18 protein-coding genes and 1 pseudogene are annotated in these 24,333 nt (G+C 43.5%); 4 read left to right on the top strand and 15 right to left on the bottom strand.

The annotated features are described in order from the left end of the window. The first annotated feature begins 63 nt into the window (after nucleotides 1–63). The gene (murJ, locus tag AAAA78_RS06645; protein ID WP_340591001.1) at nucleotides 64–1,572 is read left to right on the top strand and encodes a murein biosynthesis integral membrane protein MurJ; all 1,509 of its coding nucleotides are present in this window, start codon (nucleotides 64–66) and stop codon (nucleotides 1,570–1,572) included. Here murJ and AAAA78_RS06650 read toward each other — a convergent pair. From AAAA78_RS06650 to AAAA78_RS06715, 13 genes and pseudogenes are all read right to left on the bottom strand, one after another. Continuing rightward, on the bottom strand, nucleotides 1,544–3,190 hold the full coding sequence (locus AAAA78_RS06650; RefSeq protein WP_340591002.1) for a methyl-accepting chemotaxis protein: 1,647 nt from the start codon (nucleotides 3,188–3,190) through the stop codon (nucleotides 1,544–1,546). The two genes, murJ and AAAA78_RS06650, sit on opposite strands and share 29 nt — an antisense overlap. A 173-nt stretch (nucleotides 3,191–3,363) precedes the next feature. Next, a pseudogene (locus AAAA78_RS19685) lies at nucleotides 3,364–3,956 on the bottom strand (methyl-accepting chemotaxis protein). A 453-nt stretch (nucleotides 3,957–4,409) separates the two neighbouring features. Further along, nucleotides 4,410–5,063 carry a hypothetical protein gene (locus tag AAAA78_RS06665; RefSeq protein WP_340591005.1) on the bottom strand — a complete coding sequence of 218 codons (654 nt, stop codon included), beginning with the start codon at nucleotides 5,061–5,063 and terminating at the stop codon, nucleotides 4,410–4,412. Between the two features lie 16 nt (nucleotides 5,064–5,079). Further along, the gene (locus AAAA78_RS06670) at nucleotides 5,080–7,200 is read right to left on the bottom strand and encodes a tetratricopeptide repeat protein (RefSeq protein WP_340591006.1); all 2,121 of its coding nucleotides are present in this window, start codon (nucleotides 7,198–7,200) and stop codon (nucleotides 5,080–5,082) included. Between the two features lie 23 nt (nucleotides 7,201–7,223). Continuing rightward, on the bottom strand, nucleotides 7,224–7,994 hold the full coding sequence (locus tag AAAA78_RS06675) for an outer membrane beta-barrel domain-containing protein (RefSeq protein ID WP_340591007.1): 771 nt from the start codon (nucleotides 7,992–7,994) through the stop codon (nucleotides 7,224–7,226). A 15-nt stretch (nucleotides 7,995–8,009) separates the two neighbouring features. Beyond that, a complete protein-coding gene (locus AAAA78_RS06680) occupies nucleotides 8,010–9,482 on the bottom strand; it encodes an AgmX/PglI C-terminal domain-containing protein (protein ID WP_340591008.1) in 1,473 nt (490 codons plus the stop codon). A gap of 17 nt (nucleotides 9,483–9,499) precedes the next feature. Further along, the gene (locus AAAA78_RS06685; protein WP_295905808.1) at nucleotides 9,500–9,751 is read right to left on the bottom strand and encodes a hypothetical protein; all 252 of its coding nucleotides are present in this window, start codon (nucleotides 9,749–9,751) and stop codon (nucleotides 9,500–9,502) included. Between the two features lie 14 nt (nucleotides 9,752–9,765). After that, on the bottom strand, nucleotides 9,766–13,476 hold the full coding sequence (locus AAAA78_RS06690) for a tetratricopeptide repeat protein (RefSeq protein ID WP_340591009.1): 3,711 nt from the start codon (nucleotides 13,474–13,476) through the stop codon (nucleotides 9,766–9,768). A gap of 4 nt (nucleotides 13,477–13,480) precedes the next feature. After that, entirely contained in the window at nucleotides 13,481–13,978 is a 498-nt protein-coding gene (locus AAAA78_RS06695) for an ExbD/TolR family protein (RefSeq protein ID WP_340591010.1), read from the bottom strand. A gap of 3 nt (nucleotides 13,979–13,981) precedes the next feature. Further along, nucleotides 13,982–14,527 (bottom strand): ExbD/TolR family protein, encoded by a 546-nt coding sequence (locus AAAA78_RS06700; RefSeq protein ID WP_340591011.1) that lies wholly within the window; start codon nucleotides 14,525–14,527, stop codon nucleotides 13,982–13,984. 49 nt (nucleotides 14,528–14,576) lie between these two features. After that, complete coding sequence (locus AAAA78_RS06705; protein WP_295906188.1) at nucleotides 14,577–15,284, bottom strand: MotA/TolQ/ExbB proton channel family protein; 708 nt, start codon at nucleotides 15,282–15,284, stop codon at nucleotides 14,577–14,579. Beyond that, the gene (locus AAAA78_RS06710; RefSeq protein WP_340591012.1) at nucleotides 15,259–15,876 is read right to left on the bottom strand and encodes a PilZ domain-containing protein; all 618 of its coding nucleotides are present in this window, start codon (nucleotides 15,874–15,876) and stop codon (nucleotides 15,259–15,261) included. The genes AAAA78_RS06705 and AAAA78_RS06710 overlap by 26 nt, the downstream gene beginning before the upstream one ends. 11 nt (nucleotides 15,877–15,887) lie before the next feature. Further along, nucleotides 15,888–16,955 carry a hypothetical protein gene (locus tag AAAA78_RS06715; protein ID WP_340591013.1) on the bottom strand — a complete coding sequence of 356 codons (1,068 nt, stop codon included), beginning with the start codon at nucleotides 16,953–16,955 and terminating at the stop codon, nucleotides 15,888–15,890. 1,274 nt (nucleotides 16,956–18,229) lie between these two features. On the opposite strand from AAAA78_RS06715, the gene AAAA78_RS06720 reads away from it, so the two are divergent. Next, nucleotides 18,230–19,255 carry an HNH endonuclease gene (locus AAAA78_RS06720; protein ID WP_340591014.1) on the top strand — a complete coding sequence of 342 codons (1,026 nt, stop codon included), beginning with the start codon at nucleotides 18,230–18,232 and terminating at the stop codon, nucleotides 19,253–19,255. A 195-nt stretch (nucleotides 19,256–19,450) separates the two neighbouring features. On the opposite strand, the gene AAAA78_RS06725 is transcribed toward AAAA78_RS06720, so the two are convergent. Next, nucleotides 19,451–20,095: a hypothetical protein gene (locus AAAA78_RS06725; RefSeq protein WP_340591015.1), complete on the bottom strand. Its 645-nt coding sequence runs from the start codon at nucleotides 20,093–20,095 to the stop codon at nucleotides 19,451–19,453. Between the two features lie 151 nt (nucleotides 20,096–20,246). After that, nucleotides 20,247–21,065 (bottom strand): nucleoside triphosphate pyrophosphohydrolase, encoded by an 819-nt coding sequence (gene mazG / locus AAAA78_RS06730; protein ID WP_340591016.1) that lies wholly within the window; start codon nucleotides 21,063–21,065, stop codon nucleotides 20,247–20,249. 124 nt (nucleotides 21,066–21,189) lie between these two features. On the opposite strand from mazG, the gene AAAA78_RS06735 reads away from it, so the two are divergent. Next, nucleotides 21,190–23,604, top strand: a complete 2,415-nt coding sequence (locus AAAA78_RS06735; protein ID WP_340591017.1) for an HD family phosphohydrolase — start codon at nucleotides 21,190–21,192, stop codon at nucleotides 23,602–23,604. A 2-nt stretch (nucleotides 23,605–23,606) separates the two neighbouring features. Further along, entirely contained in the window at nucleotides 23,607–24,056 is a 450-nt protein-coding gene (gene ybeY / locus AAAA78_RS06740; RefSeq protein ID WP_340591018.1) for an rRNA maturation RNase YbeY, read from the top strand. Nucleotides 24,057–24,333: the final 277 nt, after the last annotated feature.

Consider the following 24,333-nt stretch of genomic DNA (forward strand, 5'->3'; position numbering starts at 1 on the left):
GTGTCTCGGGAAGCAAGCGGATTAAAGGAAGATCGCAAAAAGGTCTTTAAAAGGGCTTTTTTGATGGCTTCAGGGACCTTAACTAGCCGCATCTTGGGCTTATTAAGGGACGTGGCTTTGGGTGCCTTATTCGATCGCACGGTCACTGACGCATGGACGGCGGCCTTTCGTATTCCCAATCTCTTCCGCCGACTTTTAGGCGAAGGCTCCCTTTCTGTGAGCTTTATTCCCGTTTTTATGGAAGCCCAGGCCGAAGACTCGCACGGGGTTCGCGCCAAAAACTTAGCCAACAGTCTTTATACGCTTCTTTTAATTGTGTTGGGAGTTCTGACACTTTTAGGAGTGATCTTTACCGAAGACATCTTCCGACTTTTACTTTCGGATTCGTATGGTTCCTTGCCTGAGAAATGGGACCTCACAGTGCGCATGGGTCGCATCATGTTTGGTTTCGTGTTCTTTGTCTGTTCGTACGCCTACTTTATGGGGATCTTGAATGCGCTGGGGAGTTTTGGTCTTCCGGCGGCGGCTCCGGCGTTACTGAATATTTCGATGTTAGTGTTTACCTTCATGCCGCCTGAGTGGTTTCCTGTGAGGGGAGACGGGCTTGCATGGGGTGTGTTTGTCGGTGGATTCTTGCAGGCACTTCTTTTATGGGTCGCACTTAAGAGTCGCGACTATCTTCCGCGCCTTCAATTTAAAATTTGGAACGATGATATCAAACAAGTTCTGCGCAATATGCTTCCTGGTCTTATAGGAATGGGCCTTTTGCAATTTTCAACGCTGGTGAATTTGTATTTCGCAAGCTATCTTCCCGAAGGTTCAATTTCCTATATTTACTGGGCCGATCGTTTGTTGGAACTTCCGCTATCTTTGATTTCAGTGAGTATTGGTTCGGCATTGTTGCCGACATTAAGTGCTTTAGCTGCGGCAAAAGACCAAGAGAAATTCCGTGAGACTTCGCAAGAAAGTTTTTTGATGAATTTGTTCTTGGCGTGGCCGGCCGCTCTAGGTTTGTTCTTTTTAGCAGAGCCTATCATTGAAGTTTTATTTTTGCGCGGAAGATTTACTTCTGCCGATGCCGTCGCGACGTCGTCTGTATTAAAAGTTTATGCCGTGAGTTTGGTTTTAATTTCCTGCAGTCGCGTTTTAATGCCGCTTTATTATTCGATTAAGAACACGTGGTTTCCCGCGGTGGTTTCTGTCGTATGCCTGGCTGTGCACGTGACTTTGGCGCCGTATTTTATGCAGTCTTATGGTTTGATAGGTTTGATGTTCTCGGGTCTTCTTTCGGCATTTTTAAATACGGCAATTCTTTTAGTAGGTCTTCGATTTTGGAATTTATCTTTTGCGTGGGGAAGTCTTTTAAAATCTCTAGGTAAATTTGTTATCGCAGGTGCCGGCCTTGCGCTCACATTAAAAATCTACGATTTCATTTCGCAAGAAATAGGAAGAGGGCTGCAAACGCTCGCCCTCTTCATCACCATTCTTGGTGCAGTGGTTGTTTATTTTGGTCTCGCAGCTCTACTTCGCTGCGAGGAGTTTACTAAAATCCGTCCGTTGTTCCGACTTTAGCGCGGCCGTCGTCGTCAAAAGGAATGACTTCAGAAGCTTTGCTTGGAGCTGGCGTTGGAGTTTTCGCTTTTGCTTGAAACTTCACAACATTGGATTTCTTCACCGATGTCTTTTTCGACTCTGTTTTTTCGGAAACAGACGGGGAGTGAGTCGTTTTATCTGTACCCAAGATGACCGAGTTCAATTCCACTGTAAGATTTTGTGCTGTTACAGCAAGATTGCTGATCTCGCCGCTTGTAGCTGCGATTTCTTCTGCCGAAGCAGCGTTAGATTGAGAAGCTTGATCCAACTGATTCATGGCTTTACCGATTTGTTGGATGCCCGTTGTTTGCTCTGCACTTGCTGCGGCGATTTCGTTATTCAAATCTGAAACTTTTTTGATTGAATTCACAATGTTCGTAAGAACTGTACCGCTTTCGTCAGCGATTCTGCTTCCTTCTTCAATTTGCGACACGGATTCTTTGATAAGACTTGAAATGTCTTTTGCTGAAGAGGCACTTCGTTGTGCCAAGGCACGAACCGCTTCAGCAACAACCGCGAAACCTTTTCCTTGTTCACCCGCACGAGCGGCTTCCACCGCAGCGTTCAGGGCTAACAAGTTTGTTTGGAAAGCGATATCGTCAATCACGTGAATGATCTCTTCAATTTTTTTCGAAGATTGAGAAATCTCTGTCATCGACTTAATAAGACTTTGAATTTCTTTTTCACCTTGTTCCGCCGAATCACGAGAAGATGACGACAATGCTGCTGCTTGTTTCGCGTTATCTGAGTTCATCTGAACCATCGAAGTCATTTCTTCCAGAGCGGCCACGGTTTCTTCAAGGGAAGCCGCGGCTTCGGTTGAAGATTGAGAAAGGCTGTTACCGGCTTCGTTTAATTGTTCTACCGAGCTTGCCACTTGGCCTCCCGCTGTCGTCAAACGATCTGCGATAGAGCCTACAGAGCTTGAGATGCGAGCGGCGATCCAAAGAAGAACCCCGAAAATCGCAATACCACTGAATAGCGTGACCATGATGACCATGTTCTTCACAAATTTTTCTGTTTCCGCAGCTTGAACAACACCGTCCTTAGCCATTTGTGCATAGATGTCTTTCACAGCGCCATTCCACTTGCGGATTCCTGCGGCAAGCTCATTCATACGGCCATTGAGAAGAACTTTGGCTGCTTCAATCTTTGCGGGCTCTCCGGTTTCAACATGACGAAGAACTTGTTCCATCTCTCCATAGAACTCGGCAAATGTTGGTTTTACTTCTTGATAAACTTTGTCTTCTTCTGGAGTGCGTGGAACCGGATCGTAAGTTTCTTGGGCTTTTTTAAATTCTTCGAAACCTTCGCGAGCGCCTTTTAGGTGAGCTGCAAGTTCCGTTTTGTTATCCGCGTACTGCATAGCTGCCCAAACTTCATATAGATATTTATTGCGGGCTTGGCGCATTTCTCCGACGACATCGAAGGTCGGGATGACTTGCTCATTGGCCGCACTTAAAAGGTGAAGAACTTTTCCGACCCCTGAATAGGCGACCGTTCCGAGAACTGCAAAACCGATCATCGGTAAAAATGCAGCGAACAACAAACGCCCTTTGATTCCGCGAAACCAACTCGAAATTCCATGTTTTTCCATTTTCGACTCCAGTTATTTTTAATAATTCTTAACAACTTTGACCGAATTTTATTCGGAATACTAACCGAATGGGCTGAGTCTAGTTTTGTGAATGTGATATTAGTCTAATTTAAAACGAAGAAACCCCTCGAAAGTCGAGGGGTTTCTGTAAATAAATTTTGATTGCTTTAGCTTTAGAATCCGTCGGTCGTTCCGACTTTAGCGCGAGCATCTTCATCAAATGGAATTACTTCTTTTGCTTCCGTTTTGACTGCAACGGGGGCAGGGGCTTTCATTTTAATGACATTGTTTTTTGCCGCAAGTTTCACAACCTCATTTTTCTTCGTTGTAGTCCTGGTTGTCGTTGTCTGGGTGCTTGTCATTGTATGACCTCCTAGAACAACATTGTTCAGTTCGATAGTCATGTTTTGTGTCGCAGCTGCAAGATTGTTGATCTCGCCACTTGTCGCCGCAATTTCTTCAGCTGAGGCCGCATTAGACTGCGCCGCTTGATCCAACTGATTCATCGCCTTGCTGATTTGCTGAATCCTGTTGTTTGTTCCGAGCTGGCTGCAGCGATTTCGTTATTCAAATCAGAAACCTTTTTAACAGAGTTCACGATATTGCTAAGAACAGCGCCACTCTTATCTGCAATTTCACTTCCGTGCTCAATTTGTGATACCGAGTCTTTGATTAGGCTCGGGGTAGCCACCATATCGACGGACTTATTAAGAAGTTCGATATACTCCTTTTTTATAGCTTTTGCTGGCGCGTAAGTTTTTTCCATCTCGGAGTAAAAGGGGTGGACTCATATGTATCCATAGCCTTTTGGAATTCAGTGATGGCTTCGCGAGCGATTTTTAAATGTTCTTCTCGTTTTTCAGGGCTCATCATGGCAGACACAATCTGATAGCCAAAGTTATTTCGTGATTGGCGCATTTCTCCTAAGGCCTGAATGTTAGGAGTAATATTGTTATGAGAGTTATTCCAAATAACTGCTCAACGTTGCGGCAAAAAGTAATTTGCCTTTGATTCCGCGGAACCAAGAACTGATGGAAGACTGTTGCACATAATCCTCTGTAATTTTAGAAAGCTAGATTTTTTACTGAGAGGATTTTTTCGGTGTTTCTCCACCGGGGATAAGTCTATTTTTTTGAATGTGAGCAATGAATAGGAACTTTAGACCAAAAAAAGGGAGCAGTTTATGCTCCCTTTTAATTCAGGCTTTTAGTTGTATATCTTATTTAACTTCAGCCAAAGAATTGTAACTGTCGCTGATCTTTTGCTGTCTTTCGACTTCTTTGCTCCAGCGTTTCACTTCACCCTGATAGCCTTTTTGTTTGGCTTTCCACTCGTTCTCTTCGCTCGCTAATGAACGAAGCTTTTGGTTCACCTGATCGTTTTGCTCTTTCAAAGTGCCCGCGCGAGAACTCCAGATCTTCTTTTCTTCCTGAAGCTGAGTGAGCTGCAATTGATAATCATTGATATTCATCTCACGCTTCTTCTGGTTGTCTTTGATCTTCGCGATCATAGCCTCAAGCTCTTGAATCTTCTGATTCTCTTGAGTCATTTTGTTTTTCTCGTCGTTGATCAGCTGTTGAATCTCTTTTTCCTGACCACCGATACGACCCATGGCCTGGTTGTTTTCTTCAACTTGTTGCAGAACTTGTTTTTGTTGTCCCTCAACCTGAGACTTGGCTTTACCGACTTCAGCGATATTGCCTTCAACAGTTTTTAAGTTCTTTTCATACTCTTGCAAGTTTGTTTTAGAGTTATTGACGTTGGCTTTGATGCGCTCCAGACCTTCTTTTGCAGAATTCTGTGCCCAAGCTGTCGTTTGCAGGCTCATCAAAACACCGATAGTCAAAGTCGTCATTGCTTTTGCGAATTTCATCTTGAAAATCCTTTCCTTATTGTTCAGACAAACCAGCCACATTTGAATCTTGTGGGCACACGTTTTTCAAAGAAGAGCGGTAGTGACCTACTTCGTCTTCCCAGATTTCGCCTTTGAATTTCCAGTTCAAGCTTTTCTCTTTTTGAACTTTCAATTCAGGGCGGTCTTTTTCATTCACTTCTCCACCAGCCATTTGGTAGCGGATGTGCTCGCCGGCACCAGAGTAAAGTTCGTACTGAAGAACTTCATTCTGATCGAGAACTTTGTTCAAGCTCGCAAGCATTTCAGTGAAGCGACCTTGCAGAGCTTGAGAAGCTTGTGCACGAAGTACGGTTTTTTCTTTCTCGATACGCGCTAAGCCTTTTTCTCTCAAGTTTTTGATCGAAGTGCGGGCTTTCTTCGCGATATGGTATTGGATGCGATAGCTTAAAAGCTTTTTCTCAGCCAGTTGCACGCTGGCAATCGCAGACTCAGAAGGGCTATCACCTTTAATACCTTTTTTCGCATCGACCAATTGTTTGTTGGCTTCATTTTGTTTTGCAATCAACTCGCGCTCTTTTTTCACAAGAGTCAGAGCGATTTTGTTGAAGCGAACAACCTCGTCTTCGTAGTTATTGATCTGTTTTTGCACGCTCATGTAAGCAGGGTGGCGGGCAAGTTCCACGATGAAAGAACGGGGAAGACCGTCAACCTCTTTAAGGTCCGAGTTCTTAATCCAGTTTTTCACCGTATCATAATAGTTCAAAGACGTTTTGTTCGACTTTTGGTAGTCTTCCAATTTTTTCTTCCAAGGAGCGTACTTCTTGTTCATCTCATTAAGAACTTGAACACCGTCACCGTATTGGCAAAGGTTTAAGTAACCGACGGTACGAACAACGTAAGACTCTGGAGCAAAGGCGTTCTTAAAGAAGTCTGTGTGAAGTGAGAACATATTTCCCGCAGCACCCTCATAGTCTTCACCCAAGATTTGCGTCCAAGCGCTTTCGACCATCGCTTGCAACCAAAGAGGGTTGGACTTATCCACCTTCAAATAAGATTGGAAAGCTTCTTTGTATTCGCTCTTTTGGAATTGCATACGAGCGAGCGTCAAAGCACCGACAGAACGCAATTGCGATGTCTTGTTGTTTTCAGTTACTTTCATCAGTTTTTCTAACTGAATCACAGCGTCGTCCACTTTACCTTGACGGTAGTTAAACAAAGCCGTCAAAAGCAAAGCGTCTGGGTAACGAGGGGACGTCTCTGAAATAAAGATCAAAGCGTCTTCCATCAAACCCAATTGGCCTTTTTCCGAATAGTATTTAGCACGAGTCAATTGATAGTCGTCGTTCTTAGTAACATCCATTTCGTACTTCATAACCAAAGGATCAATCAAAGCAATGTCTGAAGTCTCAAGCACAGTGATGTGCTGAACCAAAGCTTCTGTGGCCTTTTGTTGCCAGTCTTTGTTTTTTGCTTCTTGAGCCACTTGGATCATATACTGACGGAATTCAGAATTAAGACCCATGCCCTTTGCTGTCATTGCGTAGTGATACAAAGACTCAATACGGTGTTCAGGATCATCCATCAACTCTGCAAAAAGTCCCATGGCCAATTCATAGTTCTTTTGGATTTCCAAGAAAATCAACGCCTGCAAAAGTTTGTAGTCGTTAGGTTTCATGTCATCCATTTTAACCAATTGAACCAATGGATCTTTGGTCGTAGGGTCCATCACTGGATTTAGGATTTTGACGTCAGGAATTTTTTTGAAAGCCTCTGCACTCGTCAAAGTTTTTGAACCTTCCACAGTGACATTGTAAGGTGCCACTTGGAATTGCAAAACCGGAGGCGATTCGCGACGGCGAGTTTCTTTCACCACCACTTCACGAGAAGCGGGGAGGCGAAGAGGACTCATGTCTGCGGCTTCAACCTGGCGTTCTTCACCCAGGTCTAAGACAGGAATGTTTTTAACTTTGAAAACTTCCACTTTCCCTTTTACAACTTTCTTTTGATAGACATCAAAAGTAGGGACCAGGCTCGTTTTTACTTTCAGGCTTGATGCAGGAGCACGGCCTGATTTTGTGACCTTCAATGCGGGATCAGCCAAAGCTGTTCCGCAGAGAAGGGGAATTGTAATTAAAATTTGTAACGGCTTGTACATAAATCCCCCACCCATGGAGAAAATTAGTGCCAGTAAGTAAGACCAATCATCAATGAAGTATCGTTGATGGACTCAGAGCCCAAATCACGAGTTCCTGAAACCGTTGTGCCACCCACGTTTGTACCGGGAGCGTAATACTTCATTTTATCTTGAGTCGACCATGTGTTAATTAAATCCGCTCTGATCGCAAAGTTCTCAGAGAAGAAAATTTGCTGGAAAATTCCAAGCTTATACGCAAAAGAGCTCTTTGAAAGATTTCCTTCTTTTTGCGCGATCTCGTAATCAAGATTTCCCGCGCCCACAGAAAGACCCATATCAAAGTAGATGATGGCCTTATCGACCACGCTCATTTTTGCATAGAAAGGAACCCAGATTCCAGAGAGGAAGTAAGATGATTTTAAAATATTGTGGTCTGGAATCGCTCCGTAAGAATCAACGAATTGTTTTACCGCATCGTTGTCTTTCAAATTTGCAGAGTTATAAGTGGCTTCCAAGCCCCAACGCTCATTAAAGAAATAACCCAAGCTTCCGCTCACGATACTTCCTGTGCTGTAAGGGTCGTTAAATGGGATACCCGCAGAAGCTGTTAAATAAAAACGCTCTGCTTTTGTGTAACGACGATTTTGCACGACACTGAAATCATCGTCTTTGGCTGCCCAATATTTTTGTTCCAATTTTTTGATGTCTAACTTATCACTGCCTCTTTGCTCTGCTGCCGGCTTGTTTTCTGTTCCTTGTTGTGCAAATGCTTGAGATGCAGCCAAGATGAACATTAAGATTGTCTTCTTCAACATGATATTACCCCCGCCTTAGTTTGTACTCTTGAATAAGAATGGATACGTTACGAGCACTCGAGTTCCCCCTTGTGGATTCGGAAACTTCCATGCGGCAACCCTATTCAATATACATCCCTCAACGGTTGCGTTCTTAAGTGTTGTATCACCAATAAGCTGTTGTTCGACTTGGCCCGATGGACCAATGGTGAATTTCACAGCGACTTTCCCGAACAGATCAGGATTGGCGCTGAGTTGTCTTTCATAGCAATAAAGAATTTGTCCCAGTTTTGATTTGATATATTGAGCGATCACTTCACGGTCCAAGCCGCCAGTGATTTCGCCTTCTTCTTCAATCAAACCAACACCCGCTCCGCCAGTACCACCGGCAACAAGGCCGCCCATACCAGAAGCACTCTTACCACCACCTTTACCGGCAGTAGAAATCACAACTCCCGTACCGTTACCTTCCGCACCCCAATCACGACCAGATCTTTCCATGCCACCGACAGCGGCAAGAGCACGACCTGAAGGACCGGAGCCGGCTTTCACGCCATTAGCAAAAACAACGTTTCCGCTTTTTGCCGCTTGCGCTGAAACTTTACCGATGAGTTGAGAAATACGACCACCTGCAAGGGATTTCATCATTTTAGAAACCTTGCTTTGGCTGCCGCTTGTAGGCATCTCAACTTTGGGGCCGCCTGCTGGAGGAGTTGTCTCTTTCACAACAACCTCTTGCTTAGGAGCAGCTTCCACTTTTTTACGTTTTTGTTTGAGCTCTGTTTTTACGATAATTTTTTGCGCCACTTTTGGTGGAGTCGCAACAGTCTCAATGCTTTGCTCTTTAGGAGTGAAGATTCCCAAAGACACTAGGAACAGGGCTGCACCCAACACGATGTAAACGCCGCGCTTGGACTCATCGTCAACCAACTGGTCTGCGGAAAGGTGGCCCAGTTTTGCCGCGTTTTCCAAAGACACCGTTCTTTGACTGATTTCAAGATCTCCCACTGTTTGTTTTTGCCATTCCTCAGAAGGAGTGCAGGCAATCGTAACCGGAGTTACAGACACAGCAGGTTTAAATTTTTTATTCAAAGGTAAAACTTTTGTTTCAACAACTCTGCCGGATTGTCTCACCATAAAGAGCTGAAACTTTTTACCGGACTCACGTTGTTCTTTACCGGCTTTATCCAAGCGCAAGTAAAGATCCGTTTCTTTTGTAACAGGCGTGAATTTCAACACGCAGTCCGCAAGTTCAATGCTCTTTTCCTCATCCAGGCAAAGAGCAGGGGAGGTAGAGCCTTGCGCGCTTGTCGCCAGATCCATATTCACATACCACCAGCGGCCATCGCGGAATTCAAAGAGACCTTGAATGCCCTTGGTTTGCGGAGCAATTGAAATCACATCAGCCAATCGGGATGAACCGAAAGTGTGTGTGGCATTATTGGAACGAAGTTTCCAGGTTTTTGCAGTCCCGTTTTTTAGAGACTGACGTACAATCAACGTGAGCATGTGACACCTCTAACTAATTAGTTATTCAAATAGAGAGCAGATTCGCGAATGCGGCCATCCATATCTTTTTGCACATCGTAAAGAGGCATAAACTTGATACCTCTTTTTTGCACAAGATAGGCGCCATCAGGGTTACGAATCGTTCCCTTGAGGTTCATCTCACCAAAATTTACTTCCTGGACTTTACGGACTGTTCTTTGTTTGGCAAAGGCAGTCGTCGCTGTTCCCAAGAGAATGAAAGCGATCATCGCTGTGATGAAAGATTTCACTTGTACCCTCCATACTACAAGTCTCCCGAGATTACGTGCTGACCGACTTTGTTTTGAGTTTTCAAATACTGTATTTTCTTACCTAACCAATCGCGCACTTCCAATTGCTGACTGGCTTTAAACGCTTTTTCATAAGAATCCAACGCTAACGTTGGGCTCTCTTTGTAGGTCTCAAACAAGTGTGCTTGTTGTAGAAGGAAATCGGCATTTTCTTTGCGAACATTAAGTAAATCTTTGATCAAACTTAATGCTTTGTCGACTTCACCCTTCTGAGCATACGACTCACTCATCAAGGTTCCCACACTCAAAGTATACAACTGTTCTTTTGACAGAGAAGAAAATTTTTCGATTGCCTTCGTAAAATCTCCCTCTGAGAATGCCTTCACACCAGCGAAAGTTTGCATTTCTGTCGATGGCATTTGCATGTCTAAAACTTTTTCGAAAAATGGCATCGCGGAATTCAAACCATCTTCTTTGTAAGTGAGACGGGCTTTTTGATACACGTAAGGAGAAGCTTCTGGTTGTGCTTTTAAAGCCGCCTCAATCATCCACAAGGCCTTGTCGTTATAACCTTTTCCTTCAGAACCAAGACTTGCGTAGAAAAGTCCCAAAGCGCGAGTGTCTTTGTTCTTCGCAAGTTCAAGACCTAGTTTTTCGACCATCTCGTACTGTTTAGAATAATAACAATTTCCTGCAACTTCGTAAGTGTTCACGGATTGCAATTGACCCGTCATGATAGCGGATTTATTGCACGCCTTCGGAGAGCGAGTCTCAAAACGAGACACCTTTCCAATTGTCATGTCTCCAGAGGATGGCAAGAATGCCGTCATCTTTTCTGGAGCCGGATACTGCACAAGAGGCGGCACTGTTTGATCGACGCGAATGTTGGCGAAAACGCGCTCTGTGCTTGCGGCTTGACCTTTGGAAGCGGCAAGGACTTTGAGTTTTGCTTCATTCTCGTTTTTCTTTTCTTGAATTGGCGCTGTCAATTTCGCGATCTCAGCACGCAAGGCTTCTTGATCCGCCGGAGTTAATGAAGCGGGAAGAGGCATTGTTTGCAAGCTCTCGATAAAGTTACCGTAACAACGGTCAATACCACGCATCGCTTCCAATTGTTGATAAGGGTCTTTGCTCATTTTCAAAGTTGTGAAGTAAGCCGTGTGAGCCTTATCAAGTTTTTCTGTTTTCAATGAAAGCACCATCGCAAATTTTTCTTCGCGGGCTTTCACACTTTGTTGCGCCAACTCTTTTTCAAGAATACGGGCTTGGATCAAACGAGCTTCGGCACGGATCTCAGGAGCCACGTCACGACCGTTGGCTTTCATCGCCAAGTCAAAGGCCGCTGTCGACTTACCAGAATCCAGAAGAGCTTTTGCGCGATCAATCATGATTTGCGTTGTATAAGGCTCAATTCCTTTTGCTAAAACCTGGTTTTGCAATTTTTCAAGTTCAGCAGAGCGCGGTTCGTTTTTATAAGAATCCATCAGTTTGCCATAGATGCGTGACAATGTTTTGTTGTCAGCACCATTGAGCATGCCCATGTAAGCTGCACGTGCTTCTTTGTTTTTCTTTTCAAGAAGATAGATGTCAGCTGCAAGTTCTAGGTGAGCATTGCGGTTTTTCTTATCTAAGTCTGCGACTTTTAATAAAGTCTCAGCCGATTTTGAAATCTGACCGACGTCCGCATAAGCTTTTGCTGCATCCTTCAAAGCATCCAAGTTACGTTTGTCTTCGGGATATTTTTGCACAAACTTCATTGAAAGCTCAGCAGCATCATAGATCTTACCTTCAGCATAAAGAAGGCTCAGCGCTTGCCACAAAGCATCTTGAGAAAGTTTTGAGTTCTCGTGTTCTTTAGCGAAAGCAATCAACTTTTGAGAAGCTTGGTCTTTATCTCCGCCTTTAGCAAATTCCTGGATCTCAGTGAAATGAGCTTCTTCCAAGATTTTGTTCATGTTCTTCTTGCGGGAATCATCCGTTGTCGAATTCATGACTTGCTTAGAGAAATCTTTAATACCGGCATAGTCTTTACGGATATTGAGCATATCCAAGATCAAGTCTTCTGATTTTTTCTTAATGTCAGCATTGTCAGCGCCTTTAAGCTGAGCCAACGGTCTTAAGAGTTTTTCGGCTTCCACATAGTTCGATTCTTCATAAGCGATATGGCCCACTTTGAATCTAACCAATGTAGAGTATTTTCCCGTAGGGTGCTTCGCCAAATAATTGGCAGCAAGTTCCTTACGTTCAGCTTCTTTTAAAGGATCTTTGCCTTTTTCTAGACTTTTCTCTTTTGAGTAAAGAGCGGCGTAGTTCGCGTCATGACGAAGAGGTTCTTCTGTCGCTTTGTCGCCAACCATTTTGTATTGCGTGCTGGCTTCGTCGAATTTTTCCAATTGGAAAAGAAGTTCAGCGTAAGCATAACGAGTCTTAAGATCTGGTTTTGTAGGATCTTCGTTCTCAAGAATCAATTTAAATAATTTCTGCGTCAAATCAGAGAACGCTACGTTTTGTTTGTTCTTGAGCCAGATCTCCCACCATTTTTTAGCCATATCAAGGCTTGTGTGGCGGAACTCTTCTTCACACGATACCTTTGCGTCTTCAGCTTTTTGCAAACTTCTCCAAGTCGAATCTCTTTTGCAAAGATCGCTGGCGCTTTGTAAATGGTCGATCACTTTATCGCGTTTTTTCAAAGTCTCGTTGGCTTCAACCAACAATAAATGCGACTTCACGACGTCAGGACCTGAAGAGCGCTTGTCGATATATTCTTCCAAGAACACATTCATTTCTTTTTGACGGCTGTGAGAGTCGTAAAGCTTTGCCAAATCAATCATGGCTTGGCCCAACTCGTCTTCAGTAGTGATGTCTTCAAAGAAAGAGAAAAGTTTATTCGAAGGGTAGGAGTCGCCAATGAAAACCGTCAAGTCGCGCAAAGCTTCGCGACGAAGATTGTGGCGGTTTGTTGGTACTTCACCATCTTGCAATGGTGGATTTGTTTTTACGACTTCAACTAATTTTTTGATTCCATTGTCACTATCACGAAGGTTGTAATAAGCCCAAGCGGCCTTATACATGCCGTAGGAAAAAACACGGCTGTTTGGGAATTTCTCTACTTTAAGAAAATGCTCCAAGGCTTCTCTGAATTTACCTTGGTCATAAAGCAATTCACCGACCGCCAACGTACCGTCAGCAATCAGCGGAGACTTAGGGAAGCGAGTCAAAAGCTTTTGATAAAGAGCTTCTGATTGCTTGTATTGAGCGACTTGTTGGTTTGCAAAAGCGTTATTAAATAACACTGCATCCATTTGTTTGAAGTTGGGGAAGTCGATCTCAATTTTTGTATAGATTTTAATAGCGCGTTTAACCGCCTCAGAACCTTTTTCATTAGGAACTGGGAACGGAGAAAGTTTTAAGAGTGGTGTATCTTGATGTAAATCAAAGAAACGGCCGGATTTTGAACGGCGCATGTACATTTCGGCCAAACGATACCAAAGATCCGCTTCTTCTTTAGAACCTTTTTTCTTTTTGATGATGGCTTGCAGTGATTCGATAGCCTTGTTTTCAGAGCGAGTGATCATAATCTCGCTGCTGAAAGCTTTTTTCTCGTTTTCGTCTTCGCTGCTATTCAAACGGACTTCAGGCAAGAGGCCTTTCGCATTTTTTTCGGCAGCGAAGCAATAAAGTGAGAACAGATGAAATGCAAGAAGCAAAACCACTGTGCGCATCATAAACTTATTCTCCAACCATGGTCACAAGTTTCAACTGAGGGAAACCTGCCATCGAAGCCGTGTACATCACCTTTCTCAAAGTCGCGTAAGGAAGTTCCTTATCGGCTTGAAGAAGGATGCGGCCTTCCTTGATGTGTGCTTTATCAGAAGAAGATTTCGCAAGCTTATCTAACTCTTGAAAAAGCGGTTTAATAAAGTTTGTGTCTTTATCTTCAAGATCTTGCGGAAGAAAATCAGCATTCTTCACGTCAGCGATCTTGGTTTCATCAATCTTCAACTCATCTTGTGAAAGTGAAATCTTCACAGCCTCTGTTGGATTCACAAGGGATGCAGAGCTAGGCAGACGCAATCCATTCACTGGATTGATTTGCACTTCAGACGTTGAGTAAGATTGCAGCAAGAACACCAGCAAGAGGACGAACATGTCCGTCATGGATGTAATATTCAAAGTGAAAGTCGAGTTGTGATTTACTTTTGGTTCAAATCTACGACGACGTGACATATCTTAGCCCTCCATCATATTGGCGAAGACGATCTCTGGAAACATATAGTTCGTTTCTACGTTCTTACCTTGTTTGGTATCGAACACAGGGAACTTGATAGTGTTGTCGCGAGACTGACGAGCTTCATCCATGACTTTGACGACTTCGTTGTAAGGAACTTTGCCATCAGGGTTGAGTTCAATTTTGAAAATCTCTGGGTGCGCTTTTTTAACTGCGACCAATTTTTGATGCAAAGTCGGGTAGTCAAAGGCGCCATTCTTAAGAGGAATATTTTCTACCTGGTCTTTACCTTTTTCAGTCACAACGATGTTAATGCCTTCTTTTGCATCGACCTCAATTGCCACGTTTGTCGGAGTTGGTTGTTGTTCTTGACGTTGAATCGCTTCACTGACAACTTGCGGAAGTTCTGTTTCAATCACCATCATTTGTACGAAGGCAGATGAAAGCAGAAGAACCGGAACAAGTTTTACCATCACGGCAAGGAGGGGAGCCAAGTCCAACTCGAACTCACTGTGATGATTAATTTTGATCTTTTTCATGCGTCTCATAAATTATCCCATCCTTGATAAGGTTCCACCGCTCACCCAAAAGCTTCCCTTAGGAAGCTTTTGAACCAGGAGACGGAGGAGTCGCTGTCGGAGCCGTTACGTGATCAGGGAACACGTTTTGGCGAGTGAGGTTAGGGATATGAGCGCTAGTCAAAAGCTCTGCTAATTTTCCGCACTTCTCTGTCAATTGCTCAAGCAATTGGTTTTGACGGGCAGTCAAGAAAGAGAAGAACACCATCGCAGGAATCGCTACGGCAAGACCCAAAGCTGTCGTATACATCGAAACGGAGATACCGTGTGCGAGCAATGTTTGTTTTTGTGCAGGGTCCGCAGTTGCAACCGCTTGGAACGAAAGGATAAGACCGTGGATCGTACCAAGAAGACCCATCAACGTTGCGACGTTGGCAAGCATTGATAGATAGTGCAGGCGTTTTGTATAAAGCGGCATATTCTCACTCAAAGCAATGTCATGAGCTTGGAAGATCGTATCATCGTCACGATCTGCTTTCTCGATGATTGTTTTGAATGCGCTCGCCAAAGGTTTTTTCTCAAGCTGTGCACAAAGAAGTAAAGCCTCGTCCATTTTCTTAGCGAGAATAAGATTTTGAATCTTACCCATGAACTCTTCGACATTCATGCCGTAGTCTTTATAAAGTGCGCGCGCGCGTTCTGCCACGAGAACCAGGGCGCCAATTCCCACCAATAGAATACACCAGCCTACGAAGCCAGAATCATTCATGAACTTTAAGAATGCCATTTGTTTCCTCCTTGGAAACGCCACCGCGTGTCCATTTTGTTAACTGAGTCTTGCCTTGGTCTTGCACTTGGAGGAAACGAACTGCGTAATGCAAACCTGATTTTACGTTGAGTCTTTGCTTTGAGAAGTTCTTACGAACAATTTCACAAAGCACGTTGAAGCTCTGAGGATTTGCCTCAGATGTTCTAAAATGAATTAATACTTGTTGTCCGAGTTGTAGCAATGGATCGTTAAGCAGAACCAACGCTCCATTTTCACTCACACTTAAAGTTTGTCCGTCAAAGAAGTTATGTTCATTGTGAGCATAAATAGGAGTCACAAGATCCACGCGAGGAAATTTACGGTCTTTGAAAGCGCCGGAAAGATGATCTTTTGTTTCGATCAAACGGCACAAACGGTCTTTTGAAAAATCTTGCAGGTCGCCTACAAGAGTCCAATTGTCCAAGTGAGAAGCCCACACATAGTTGTAATCAAAGAGCTCCCCAGTTTGGATCATTGTAATCAGGGATCTATATTCGTAGGGACCATATTTCATTTCCCCACGAAGGATATACCACTGAGTCGTATTTGTAGCTGTTTGTACCCCACCCATACTAAATCCTTTTAGAGTTTAATCGACTTCGGATAGTAGTCGATTTGAATTTTGGCGTCGGCACCAGGCACGGCACTTCCGTGGAAGGTGATCGTCAAGTCCGTAGCGTTGTAAGTCCAGCCGTTAGTTGCATCCTTGTTGATAACTGCACCGTCGACCACAACGCTGATTGTATCTTCTTGAGGTTCGCGGCTGAGTTTAAACACTGCTGAAAGTTGGATAATAGAGTCAGAGATCAACGTTAATGTGTCACCAAAGTTAGAGCACAATGAACCTTTCACACCGCCAGTTAAATCGGCAAGCTGAGGAAGGCGAGTGGAGATCTTACGTGCGAAACCATCTGTAGAAAGTTGATTCTTACAAGCTGTATCTGGCACAGAGATCGTGTTAACAGAATAGTTTTTACCATTCACACTGGCGTTGGTGAAAGTATCCAAGAAGTCCACGTAGCTTTGTACTGTGTAGTTCTTAGAAGCATCCTCGAACGCTGATTCAGATGAACCAGAGAAGTCTTCCTCGTCGCTCACGATGATAACCGCCAAGAAAGCGTCATCGCGGCGGAACGCTGAGTTCCAGGGATCAAGCAAAGTTTGTTTGAAACTTTCAAACACGCGCTCGTCACCGTTACCAAGCGTTCCTTGCTTGATATTTGTGTTGAACACGCTGCTCATGTTTGGAGTGTTCTTATCCATAACAAACACACCGGAGTGAGTTTCAATTTTTGGACTCGATTGAAGAACCGCGCCATCCCTGATGCGGGCTTTAAGACTGTCTGAGTGAAATTGTTTTTCCCAAGCATCAGAAGTTGTTACTGCCATGTGGAAGTCATAGTTGTATTGATTGAAGCGATTGATGAATGCCTGGAAGTTGGAAGCCAAGTTATTTTGCGAAGTTTCCATGGAGCCGGAGTTATCGATCACCCACAAGATATCAATCTTCTTTGGAATGATCACAGCTTGTTGTTTGTAATCATTGGCGTCGTTGAGGAGAGAATAAGAGCTTGAACTCTTGTTGCATCCTGCAAACAGTGCCACAGCTGAAGCCATTACTATTGCTTTGCGTGCGACTTGATTAATCATACGGTTATGCCCTCCTGAGCCCCACCATGCTTTGCGATGAAATCAGTTTCGTTCAATTCAGCGAGAAACTGAAATTTGCGATAACTGCCTGATTTTGTTTTTTTATTTTTAAGTGGTCTCATTGTGAGGCACGCTAAGTGTTGGAAATCATAGAGAGTTGCAGAATCATTCATTTTCAAAAAAATTTTCTTCTGTAGAACCTCTCGACACTTTCCGGAAGATTCTCAAACTCATTACCAGCTAAGTACGCGTACTTTTGGGAAGTTCCCTCTTACTGCCGAACTTCTAGCCACTCCCATTGGCGCGAAGCTGAGTGGGCTCGGGTTTTCATTCGTGGAATTGCGTAATCTTGGGTGTTGTGAAGGCCGGTAAGTGTGAGAGACAGATTTTTCTCTGAGAGCTTTCAATCGCGTAGTTGGGATAGTGATGTTGAAAGGTGAAGTGATTTTCATGGAGCCTCATACTCTCACTAATCACTCACACACTATCTTTTTGTTTTTCTATGTCAGTTTGCAATCGCTAATGTTTCACTTCCATTTGGCAGTGGAGTTTTGTTGTTGTTGTTCCAGCAGAGACAATTGTGCGAGTGTCCTCCATCCATGAGAAGGCCTTCCTGACGAGCATCGTGCTCGTCAGGGGAGATAAAGGGAGGAGGATTTAAAATTTGGGGGAAAAGGAGATCCTCTAATCAGAAAATCATAAATAGAAAAATAATTTCTAAGAAAGATAAATATAAAATCCCCAATAAATTAAATCTCCCCTAATGCTTTCCTTTCCTGGCCACGACGGCCAGGAAACAGCCTTCTCAAGGACGGACAGCCCACAAAGACACCCGCACAGCTGTAAAAAACAAAAGTCCACTTCCATTTGGCAGTAAAAAAATCTAATTCAATAATTCAATAATTCATTTGTTCATTTGTTCATTTGTTCATTTGTTCATTTGTTCATTTGTTCATTTGTTCATTTGTTCATTTGTTCATTTGTTCATTTGTTCATTTGTTCATTTGTTCAAGCGCCGCGTTGTTTTTCCGTTACAAAAATATTTTTTGAATATTTATGTTGACGGTGTTTTTGACTCCGTAAAATCGGCTAAGTAATGCTTCTTATTTGAAAACAGGAAGCATCTTGGATTGGAATTATTAATTCAATGCAATCGAATCTCGAGTGAATGAATAAGCGAATTGAGTGATTCCTAAAATTCCATTTCCCTTGGGAAAACCTTCAAAAATTCGGTTCTGAAACTCATGTTATACAAGTTCTGAAAGAGGTGAGTTATGAATATTCGATATTTATCTGATGAAAATCTTGAACAGAACTTAAAATCACTCGTTCAAAAGGAAAGAGAAATTCTGTCTGATATCCTTTTGCATATTGCGGAAGTGGATCGTCGGAAATTGTATTTGTCGAAAGCTTACCCAAGTCTTTTTGATTATCTTACTAAACACCTTGGATATTCTGCGGGAAGTGCTCAGCGCAGAATTGATGCGGCTCGATTGTCTCGTGATATTCCGGAAGTTGCTGAGAGCCTTGAAGCTGGAAGTTTGAATCTTTCTCAAATCAGTCTTTTGCAGAAGGCGATCCGCCAGACTCAAAAGGAAGCACATATGGCGGTTCCTGTAGGGACTAAGAAAGAAATATTAAATGACCTTATAGGTAAATCCTATCAAGAATCTGAAGTTCTTGTTGCCAAGGCGCTGAATATCGAAATCAAACAAACACCAAAAATCCAACACCAAGCTGACGAGTCCGTTCGATTTGAAGTGAGCCTTTCCAAAGATCAATGGCAGAAGATGGAAGAAATGCGTTCATTGTTGGCACATTCACTGCCAAATGGAAGTTGGGATGAGGTTTTGGAATTTATCGCAGATAAAGTCATTCAGCAGAAAACTCGAAGAACTTCAAAAGGCTCTGAGGAAGCGAAGACTCCAAGATCTAAGATAATTAGATCAGCTAAATCAGGGAATATCCATGAGAGACACGGTTCTAATCTGAGGCAAGAGGAAAATGAAGATTTGGAGGAAAATATTTTGAATCATTCAGAAGTGAATTTAAAAAAAGAAGTTTCTATTCAAAGAGAATACATTCCTGCAGAAATGCGCAGAATGATTTTTCAGCGTGATCAATGTTGTCAGCACATTGAGAAAGCTACGGGCAGGAAATGTACTTCCAAATGGCAGTTGCAGATTGATCATATTCAACCTGTTTGGGCTGGTGGGAAAAATGAGCCGGGAAATCTGCAGTTATTGTGTGCGGCTCATAACAGAATGAAATACTTCAAAGAAGCCGGTATTACAGCATAGCTGTTTTATTTAATAGATAGATAGATAGATAGATAGATAGATAGATAGATAGATAGATAGATAGATAGATAGATAGATAGATAGATAGATAGATAGATAGATAGATAGATAGATAGATAGATAGATGTGGATAGGCGAAAGTGTCAGTGAACCGGCCAATGGAGAAGTTATTAGTTCAGACTTTCAGAGGTAGCTTTACCCCACTTTGCGATCTTCGCTTGGAGCAAGTGCGGAAGGTGTGCGTTGTACTTTTTCGTCTTTGTGTTTTAATGCCTTATAAAATGCATGAATGAACATGGCTCTTACGAAGATGGCGGTTGGATTTATCAGGCCTTGCAATAGCATGTGGACGGTTTCAAATAAGAAGAAGCCGAAGCCCCATTTGATGCATGAACGGCGTTTGTCTTCCCAGCCGACAATGGCGCAGACGGAATAAAATGCTCCTGAAAATAAATTGTAGTAGCCCATGCCGATTAATTTTAAGGAAGGGAACAGGCCAAAAACAACGGCAATTCCCATAAGTAAATTGAGAACACCTAAGAAGGCAAGAAGTCCATAACCTGCGCCTCGAGACTCCTGCAAACTTTCCGAAGTGCCGTCGAGAATTTGATCTCCGTGAGAAACATAAGGAGTTGAAGAGCCCATCTGCCAACGGACCGTCACAGAACTTCCGTCATCCAAGGAAAAGCTATTACCTTTGGTGATCCCTTTCCAACCTTTTAAAACTCCAAGAGTTTCTTTCTCAAGCGAAACGGTGAGGGTGTTAGAAAACCAACCCCACTCGATCATCAAACTTTTCACTTTGCCATTGATGCGCAGAAGATATTCTTTTTGTGCCACATTCATCTCCTAAAGTCCGCAGACCTAAGAACTAACGGCACAGTGTTTCGTAAGCTAAAGATTGTTTAAAAAGAATTTGCCAAACTTTTAAATAAATAAAAAACGCCGTCACATTTAGAGACGGCGCTTAGTTTTTTGTTTCTTTTTAAATTTATTTTTTATTCTTCAAAATCGCTTTGGCCTTCAACCAAAAAGCCTCTTTTTCATCCAACGTCAAAGAACCCCAGTCTTTGCCTTCGGATTTGGCGATCTCAATCATTTTGTTAAAGCGGCCTTCAAAACGCTGATTGGCTTTGCGCAGAACTTGCTCTGGTTCCATATCTAAATGGCGACCTAGTTGGGCTAAAGAAAATAAAACATCGCCCAATTCGTGTTCGATTTCAGCAGAGGAACCCTCGTCCAAGGCTTCACGCAATTCGTCAAATTCTTCTTCCACTTTCGTCATCACGCCTTCAGCATTGTCCCAGTCGAATTGCAACTTGTCGGTGCGTGTGCCGATTTTGTAAGCGCGTTGCAAAGCGGGAAGTGGAGGTACGTTCAATGCGTAAGGAGAGGCTTCTCCCGCAGCGGCTTTTTCTTTTTTCTTAATATCTTCCCAATTGCGCACAACTTCAGCAGAGTCTGCGACAGCCACGTCACCAAAAACATGGGGATGACGGCGCACAAGTTTTTCGGAGATCGAAGCAATGACATCATCCATCGTGAAAGCGCCGCGTTCAGAAGCAAGTTGTGCGTGCAGAACAACTTGGAAAAGAACATCTCCGAGTTCTTCTTTCATTTTCGCGTCTTTTTCAGAGCTGGCGGGGTTTTCAAGAACTTCGACGAGCTCATGAGTTTCTTCGATTGCGTATTGAGTCAAGGATTCGTGAGTTTGCTCTTTATCCCAAGGACAACCATCAGGGCCACGAAGGCTGGATACGATCTCGACTAAGGACTCAATTTGACGTAAGTTAGAAGGAATGCGCGCCATGAAAAGCCTCGACTTTCTGATGGAATCTCTTCATAGCTAGCACAATTACAGAGTGATTTCGACAATTTTCGTAAAACACGTTAGGGTAGTGTTAATGCCCTTTTAAGGATTACAGACTAAGGATATGCAACGAGCAAAGAATTCCAAAAAAGGCGAGAGTCCCGCGACTCGAGTCAGCTATGAAGATCACAGTCTTAAGTTTTTGGACTGGGTGGATTCTATTGGTCTGGAGAAAACTTTCTTCGGCCGCATCGTGCAGATCATGGAAGAAAAGTTCTTCATCCGTCGTGCGGCTTTGATCTTCCTGTATTGCGTCCTGTTGTCCTACACAATCTTCTATCAATTCGATATTCCGTATAACTTCAACGTCGGTGACGTCGCGAAGTTTGATGTGGCTTCACCAATCGGTTTTGAAATGACCGATGAGGTGACAACAGAGGAGAAGCGTCTCAAATCAGAATACGCCGTGCCTATCGTTTATGACTATGACACGTCCGTTTTTGAAAGAGTGTCGGTAAATCTTATTCACTCCTTCAGAACGATGCGTGCTTACTACCGCGAAACAAAGTGGCCCACGGCGCCAGCGGCGTATCGTGCAAAAGTAAAAGACTTCTTCCAATACAAAAAACAATTTGAAAAAGAATTGGGAGTCGGCGTTTCTGACTTTATGTTTGAATGGCTGATTGATCTTAAGTTCAACCCTCGTATTGAAGCCGTGATCATTAGAAACCTTGAAAGCTGGTACGATAAAAGGATCGCGGAAGCGCCAGATCGTTTTATTCCAGCCAACCAACTGAACGTCTTGGCTCGCGTTGTTCATAAAAATAACTTAGGTAAAGAATTTCCCATTGCTCGCGAAGAGATTCTAGATCTTCAAGCCCCTGAAAACTTCGAGTTTGACTCTAAAAAAGACCTCAATCGTTTCTCTGAATCAGACCAGGCCAACTTACTTTACTTCGCTCGCTCTCTTCTTGTGCCAAACCTCACTTTGAACAAACAAGAAACCGCCTCAAGAAGACAAGCTGCTCGCGATGCTGTCATTCCAGTCACAATCACAATCAAAAAGAATCAAACAATCATCACGCAAGGTTCTGTGATCCAGCCATTCCAAATGGCGGTGATTAAACAGATCGAAAACATCCGTGCTGATAAGCGCAAAGACGTGATGGCTCTTTCGATGGCGTTTATGCTTTCAGTGGCGATCATGGTGTTCTTCTCGTACTTAAAGCGCTTTACGATGAACAAAGTAAAGATCGACTTTAAAGACGTGACAGTCATGATGTTGATTGCGTTCGGAGTAATCTTCTTCACAAAAATTTATCTTTTCGTAACAGACGCCGCCTTCGCGTCAAAGATGGGCCACATCCTTCCGCCAGCAGTGTTTTTGTTTGCAGCACCGGTGGCGGCAGGACCGATGCTTGTTGGTTTGCTCATTACCTACGGCGAAATCGTATGGCTTTTCACGGCGTTCTTATCGGTGTGCTTAGGAATCATGGTGGACTACAACTATCCATTCATGTTCGTCACACTTGTCGGCGGTATCGCCGCAGCTCGCGGTGTTTTCAACTGTAAAACGCGTAATGACGTTTACTTCGCTGGTGTGCGCACAGGGCTTATTAATGCGCTCATGATCGCCTTCATTCTTACAATGACGAAGTTCGATCAAGAGGGCGGAGTAAAAGAAATTCTTCTTTCAATTCCAGCAGGCTTTATCGGCGGAATCTTTAGTGCACTTGTGGCAATGATGTTCATTCCACTTTTGGAATCCATCTTCAACTACACAACAGACGTAAAACTTTTAGAACTGAGCAACCTCAATCATCCGCTTTTAAAAGAAATGATCGTGAAAGCGCCAGGAACTTATCACCACTCTATGATGGTAGGGTCGATGGTGGAAGCAGCGGCCGAGGAAATCGGCGCAAATCCTTTACTCGGAAAAGTCATGTGCTACTACCACGACATCGGAAAGATGGAGCACGCCAATTATTTTATCGAGAATCAAAAGCCAGGACATAATCCGCACGATCATATTTCTCCGTTTATGAGTAAGACCTTGCTTGTCGCTCACGTCAAAGACGGTATTGAGATGGGAACGTCTTACAAACTCGGTAAACCGATCCTTGATGGCATCATCCAACATCATGGAACAACGTTGATCTCTTACTTCTATAACAAGGCTCTTGATCTAAAAAAAGAAGATGATCCAGAAATTAGCGACAACGACTTCCGCTATCCGGGACCGAAGCCACAATTCCGCGAATCTGCTCTGTGCATGTTGGCGGATAGTATCGAAGCCGCTGCTCGCTCTTTGGATGAGCCAACGCCAACACGTTTGCAAAACATCGTTCGTAATATCATTCAAAGAAAGTTTTCAGACGGACAGTTGGATGAGTGTAATCTGACCCTCAAAGATATTTCTAAAGTGGAAGCCGCCTTTGTGCGCATTCTTCTTGGTATTTACCATCAACGTATCGATTATCCAAAAAGCGCCGGTGGCGGTTTAGGAGATGTCGGTCAAGTGACGCCATCGCAAGGGTAGACATGCAAGTTCTGATCGTGAATGAGTCGAAACACGCCGTTCCTCGCAAATTCGTTAATGAATGGATGGAAGACATCACAGCGGAACTAAGAAAGCGCAAAGTTCTTAAGATGGCTCAAGCCTCGCGCGAACTCACATTGGTGTTCTTAGATAAAAAGCCCGCACAAAAAATCAATTTTGAATTTCGTGGCAAAGACTACGCAACAGATGTTCTTAGCTTTGACTCCATGGATCCAAGTTCTTTCGGAGAATTGGTTCTGTGCCCCGAAGTTTTAAAACGCCAAGCCAAGGAACATAAACTCACGTATCAGCAAGAGCTGGGTTACATGCTCCTCCACGGAGTTCTGCATCTTTTAGGATACGATCATGAAACAAACGAGAAAGACGCTCGTGAAATGTTCGGCCTTCAAGACGCTGTCTTTGAGAAGCTTTTGAAAAAAGTTTCTAGATAAATTTAGCTCCTCATCCTATATATTCGCTCTCACAGAAAAATCTCGCGGAAAATCCCCGAAAGCGCCCATTTGCGCACCTTGATTTGTTTAAACATTAGGCGATTCACATCTCGGCAATGAGTGCATTGCGCTCAATCCTCTTTATTTCGCAAATCGTCGAAAAAAGGCCCCTTGGCACTGAGATTGTAATAGGGAGATTTCGTGTTCTCCCTAGTTGTCGCCTCCGAGAGCTTTCCCCCTCCCTGTTCTCGGAGGCGTTTTTCTTGACAGACGTGTC

The sequence above is a fragment of the Bdellovibrio sp. BCCA genome, assembly GCF_037996825.1.
In the GTDB taxonomy this organism is placed as follows: Bacteria; Bdellovibrionota; Bdellovibrionia; order Bdellovibrionales; family Bdellovibrionaceae; genus Bdellovibrio.

Excerpts from the sequence above, each read along its gene's own strand:
- ybeY (WP_340591018.1), top strand. The coding sequence starts at position 23,607 with ATGCAAGTTCTGATCGTGAATGAGTCGAAACACGCCGTTCCTCGCAAA.
- AAAA78_RS06710 (WP_340591012.1), bottom strand. The coding sequence starts at position 15,876 with ATGGGTGGGGTACAAACAGCTACAAATACGACTCAGTGGTATATCCTT.
- murJ (WP_340591001.1), top strand. The coding sequence starts at position 64 with ATGGCTTCAGGGACCTTAACTAGCCGCATCTTGGGCTTATTAAGGGAC.
- AAAA78_RS06720 (WP_340591014.1), top strand. The coding sequence starts at position 18,230 with ATGAATATTCGATATTTATCTGATGAAAATCTTGAACAGAACTTAAAA.
- AAAA78_RS06715 (WP_340591013.1), bottom strand. The coding sequence starts at position 16,955 with ATGATTAATCAAGTCGCACGCAAAGCAATAGTAATGGCTTCAGCTGTG.
- AAAA78_RS06675 (WP_340591007.1), bottom strand. The coding sequence starts at position 7,994 with ATGTTGAAGAAGACAATCTTAATGTTCATCTTGGCTGCATCTCAAGCA.
- AAAA78_RS06690 (WP_340591009.1), bottom strand. The coding sequence starts at position 13,476 with ATGATGCGCACAGTGGTTTTGCTTCTTGCATTTCATCTGTTCTCACTT.
- AAAA78_RS06665 (WP_340591005.1), bottom strand. The coding sequence starts at position 5,063 with ATGAAATTCGCAAAAGCAATGACGACTTTGACTATCGGTGTTTTGATG.
- AAAA78_RS06735 (WP_340591017.1), top strand. The coding sequence starts at position 21,190 with ATGCAACGAGCAAAGAATTCCAAAAAAGGCGAGAGTCCCGCGACTCGA.
- AAAA78_RS06695 (WP_340591010.1), bottom strand. The coding sequence starts at position 13,978 with ATGTCACGTCGTCGTAGATTTGAACCAAAAGTAAATCACAACTCGACT.
- AAAA78_RS06705 (WP_295906188.1), bottom strand. The coding sequence starts at position 15,284 with ATGGCATTCTTAAAGTTCATGAATGATTCTGGCTTCGTAGGCTGGTGT.
- AAAA78_RS06680 (WP_340591008.1), bottom strand. The coding sequence starts at position 9,482 with ATGCTCACGTTGATTGTACGTCAGTCTCTAAAAAACGGGACTGCAAAA.
- AAAA78_RS06650 (WP_340591002.1), bottom strand. The coding sequence starts at position 3,190 with ATGGAAAAACATGGAATTTCGAGTTGGTTTCGCGGAATCAAAGGGCGT.
- mazG (WP_340591016.1), bottom strand. The coding sequence starts at position 21,065 with ATGGCGCGCATTCCTTCTAACTTACGTCAAATTGAGTCCTTAGTCGAG.
- AAAA78_RS06670 (WP_340591006.1), bottom strand. The coding sequence starts at position 7,200 with ATGTACAAGCCGTTACAAATTTTAATTACAATTCCCCTTCTCTGCGGA.
- AAAA78_RS06700 (WP_340591011.1), bottom strand. The coding sequence starts at position 14,527 with ATGAGACGCATGAAAAAGATCAAAATTAATCATCACAGTGAGTTCGAG.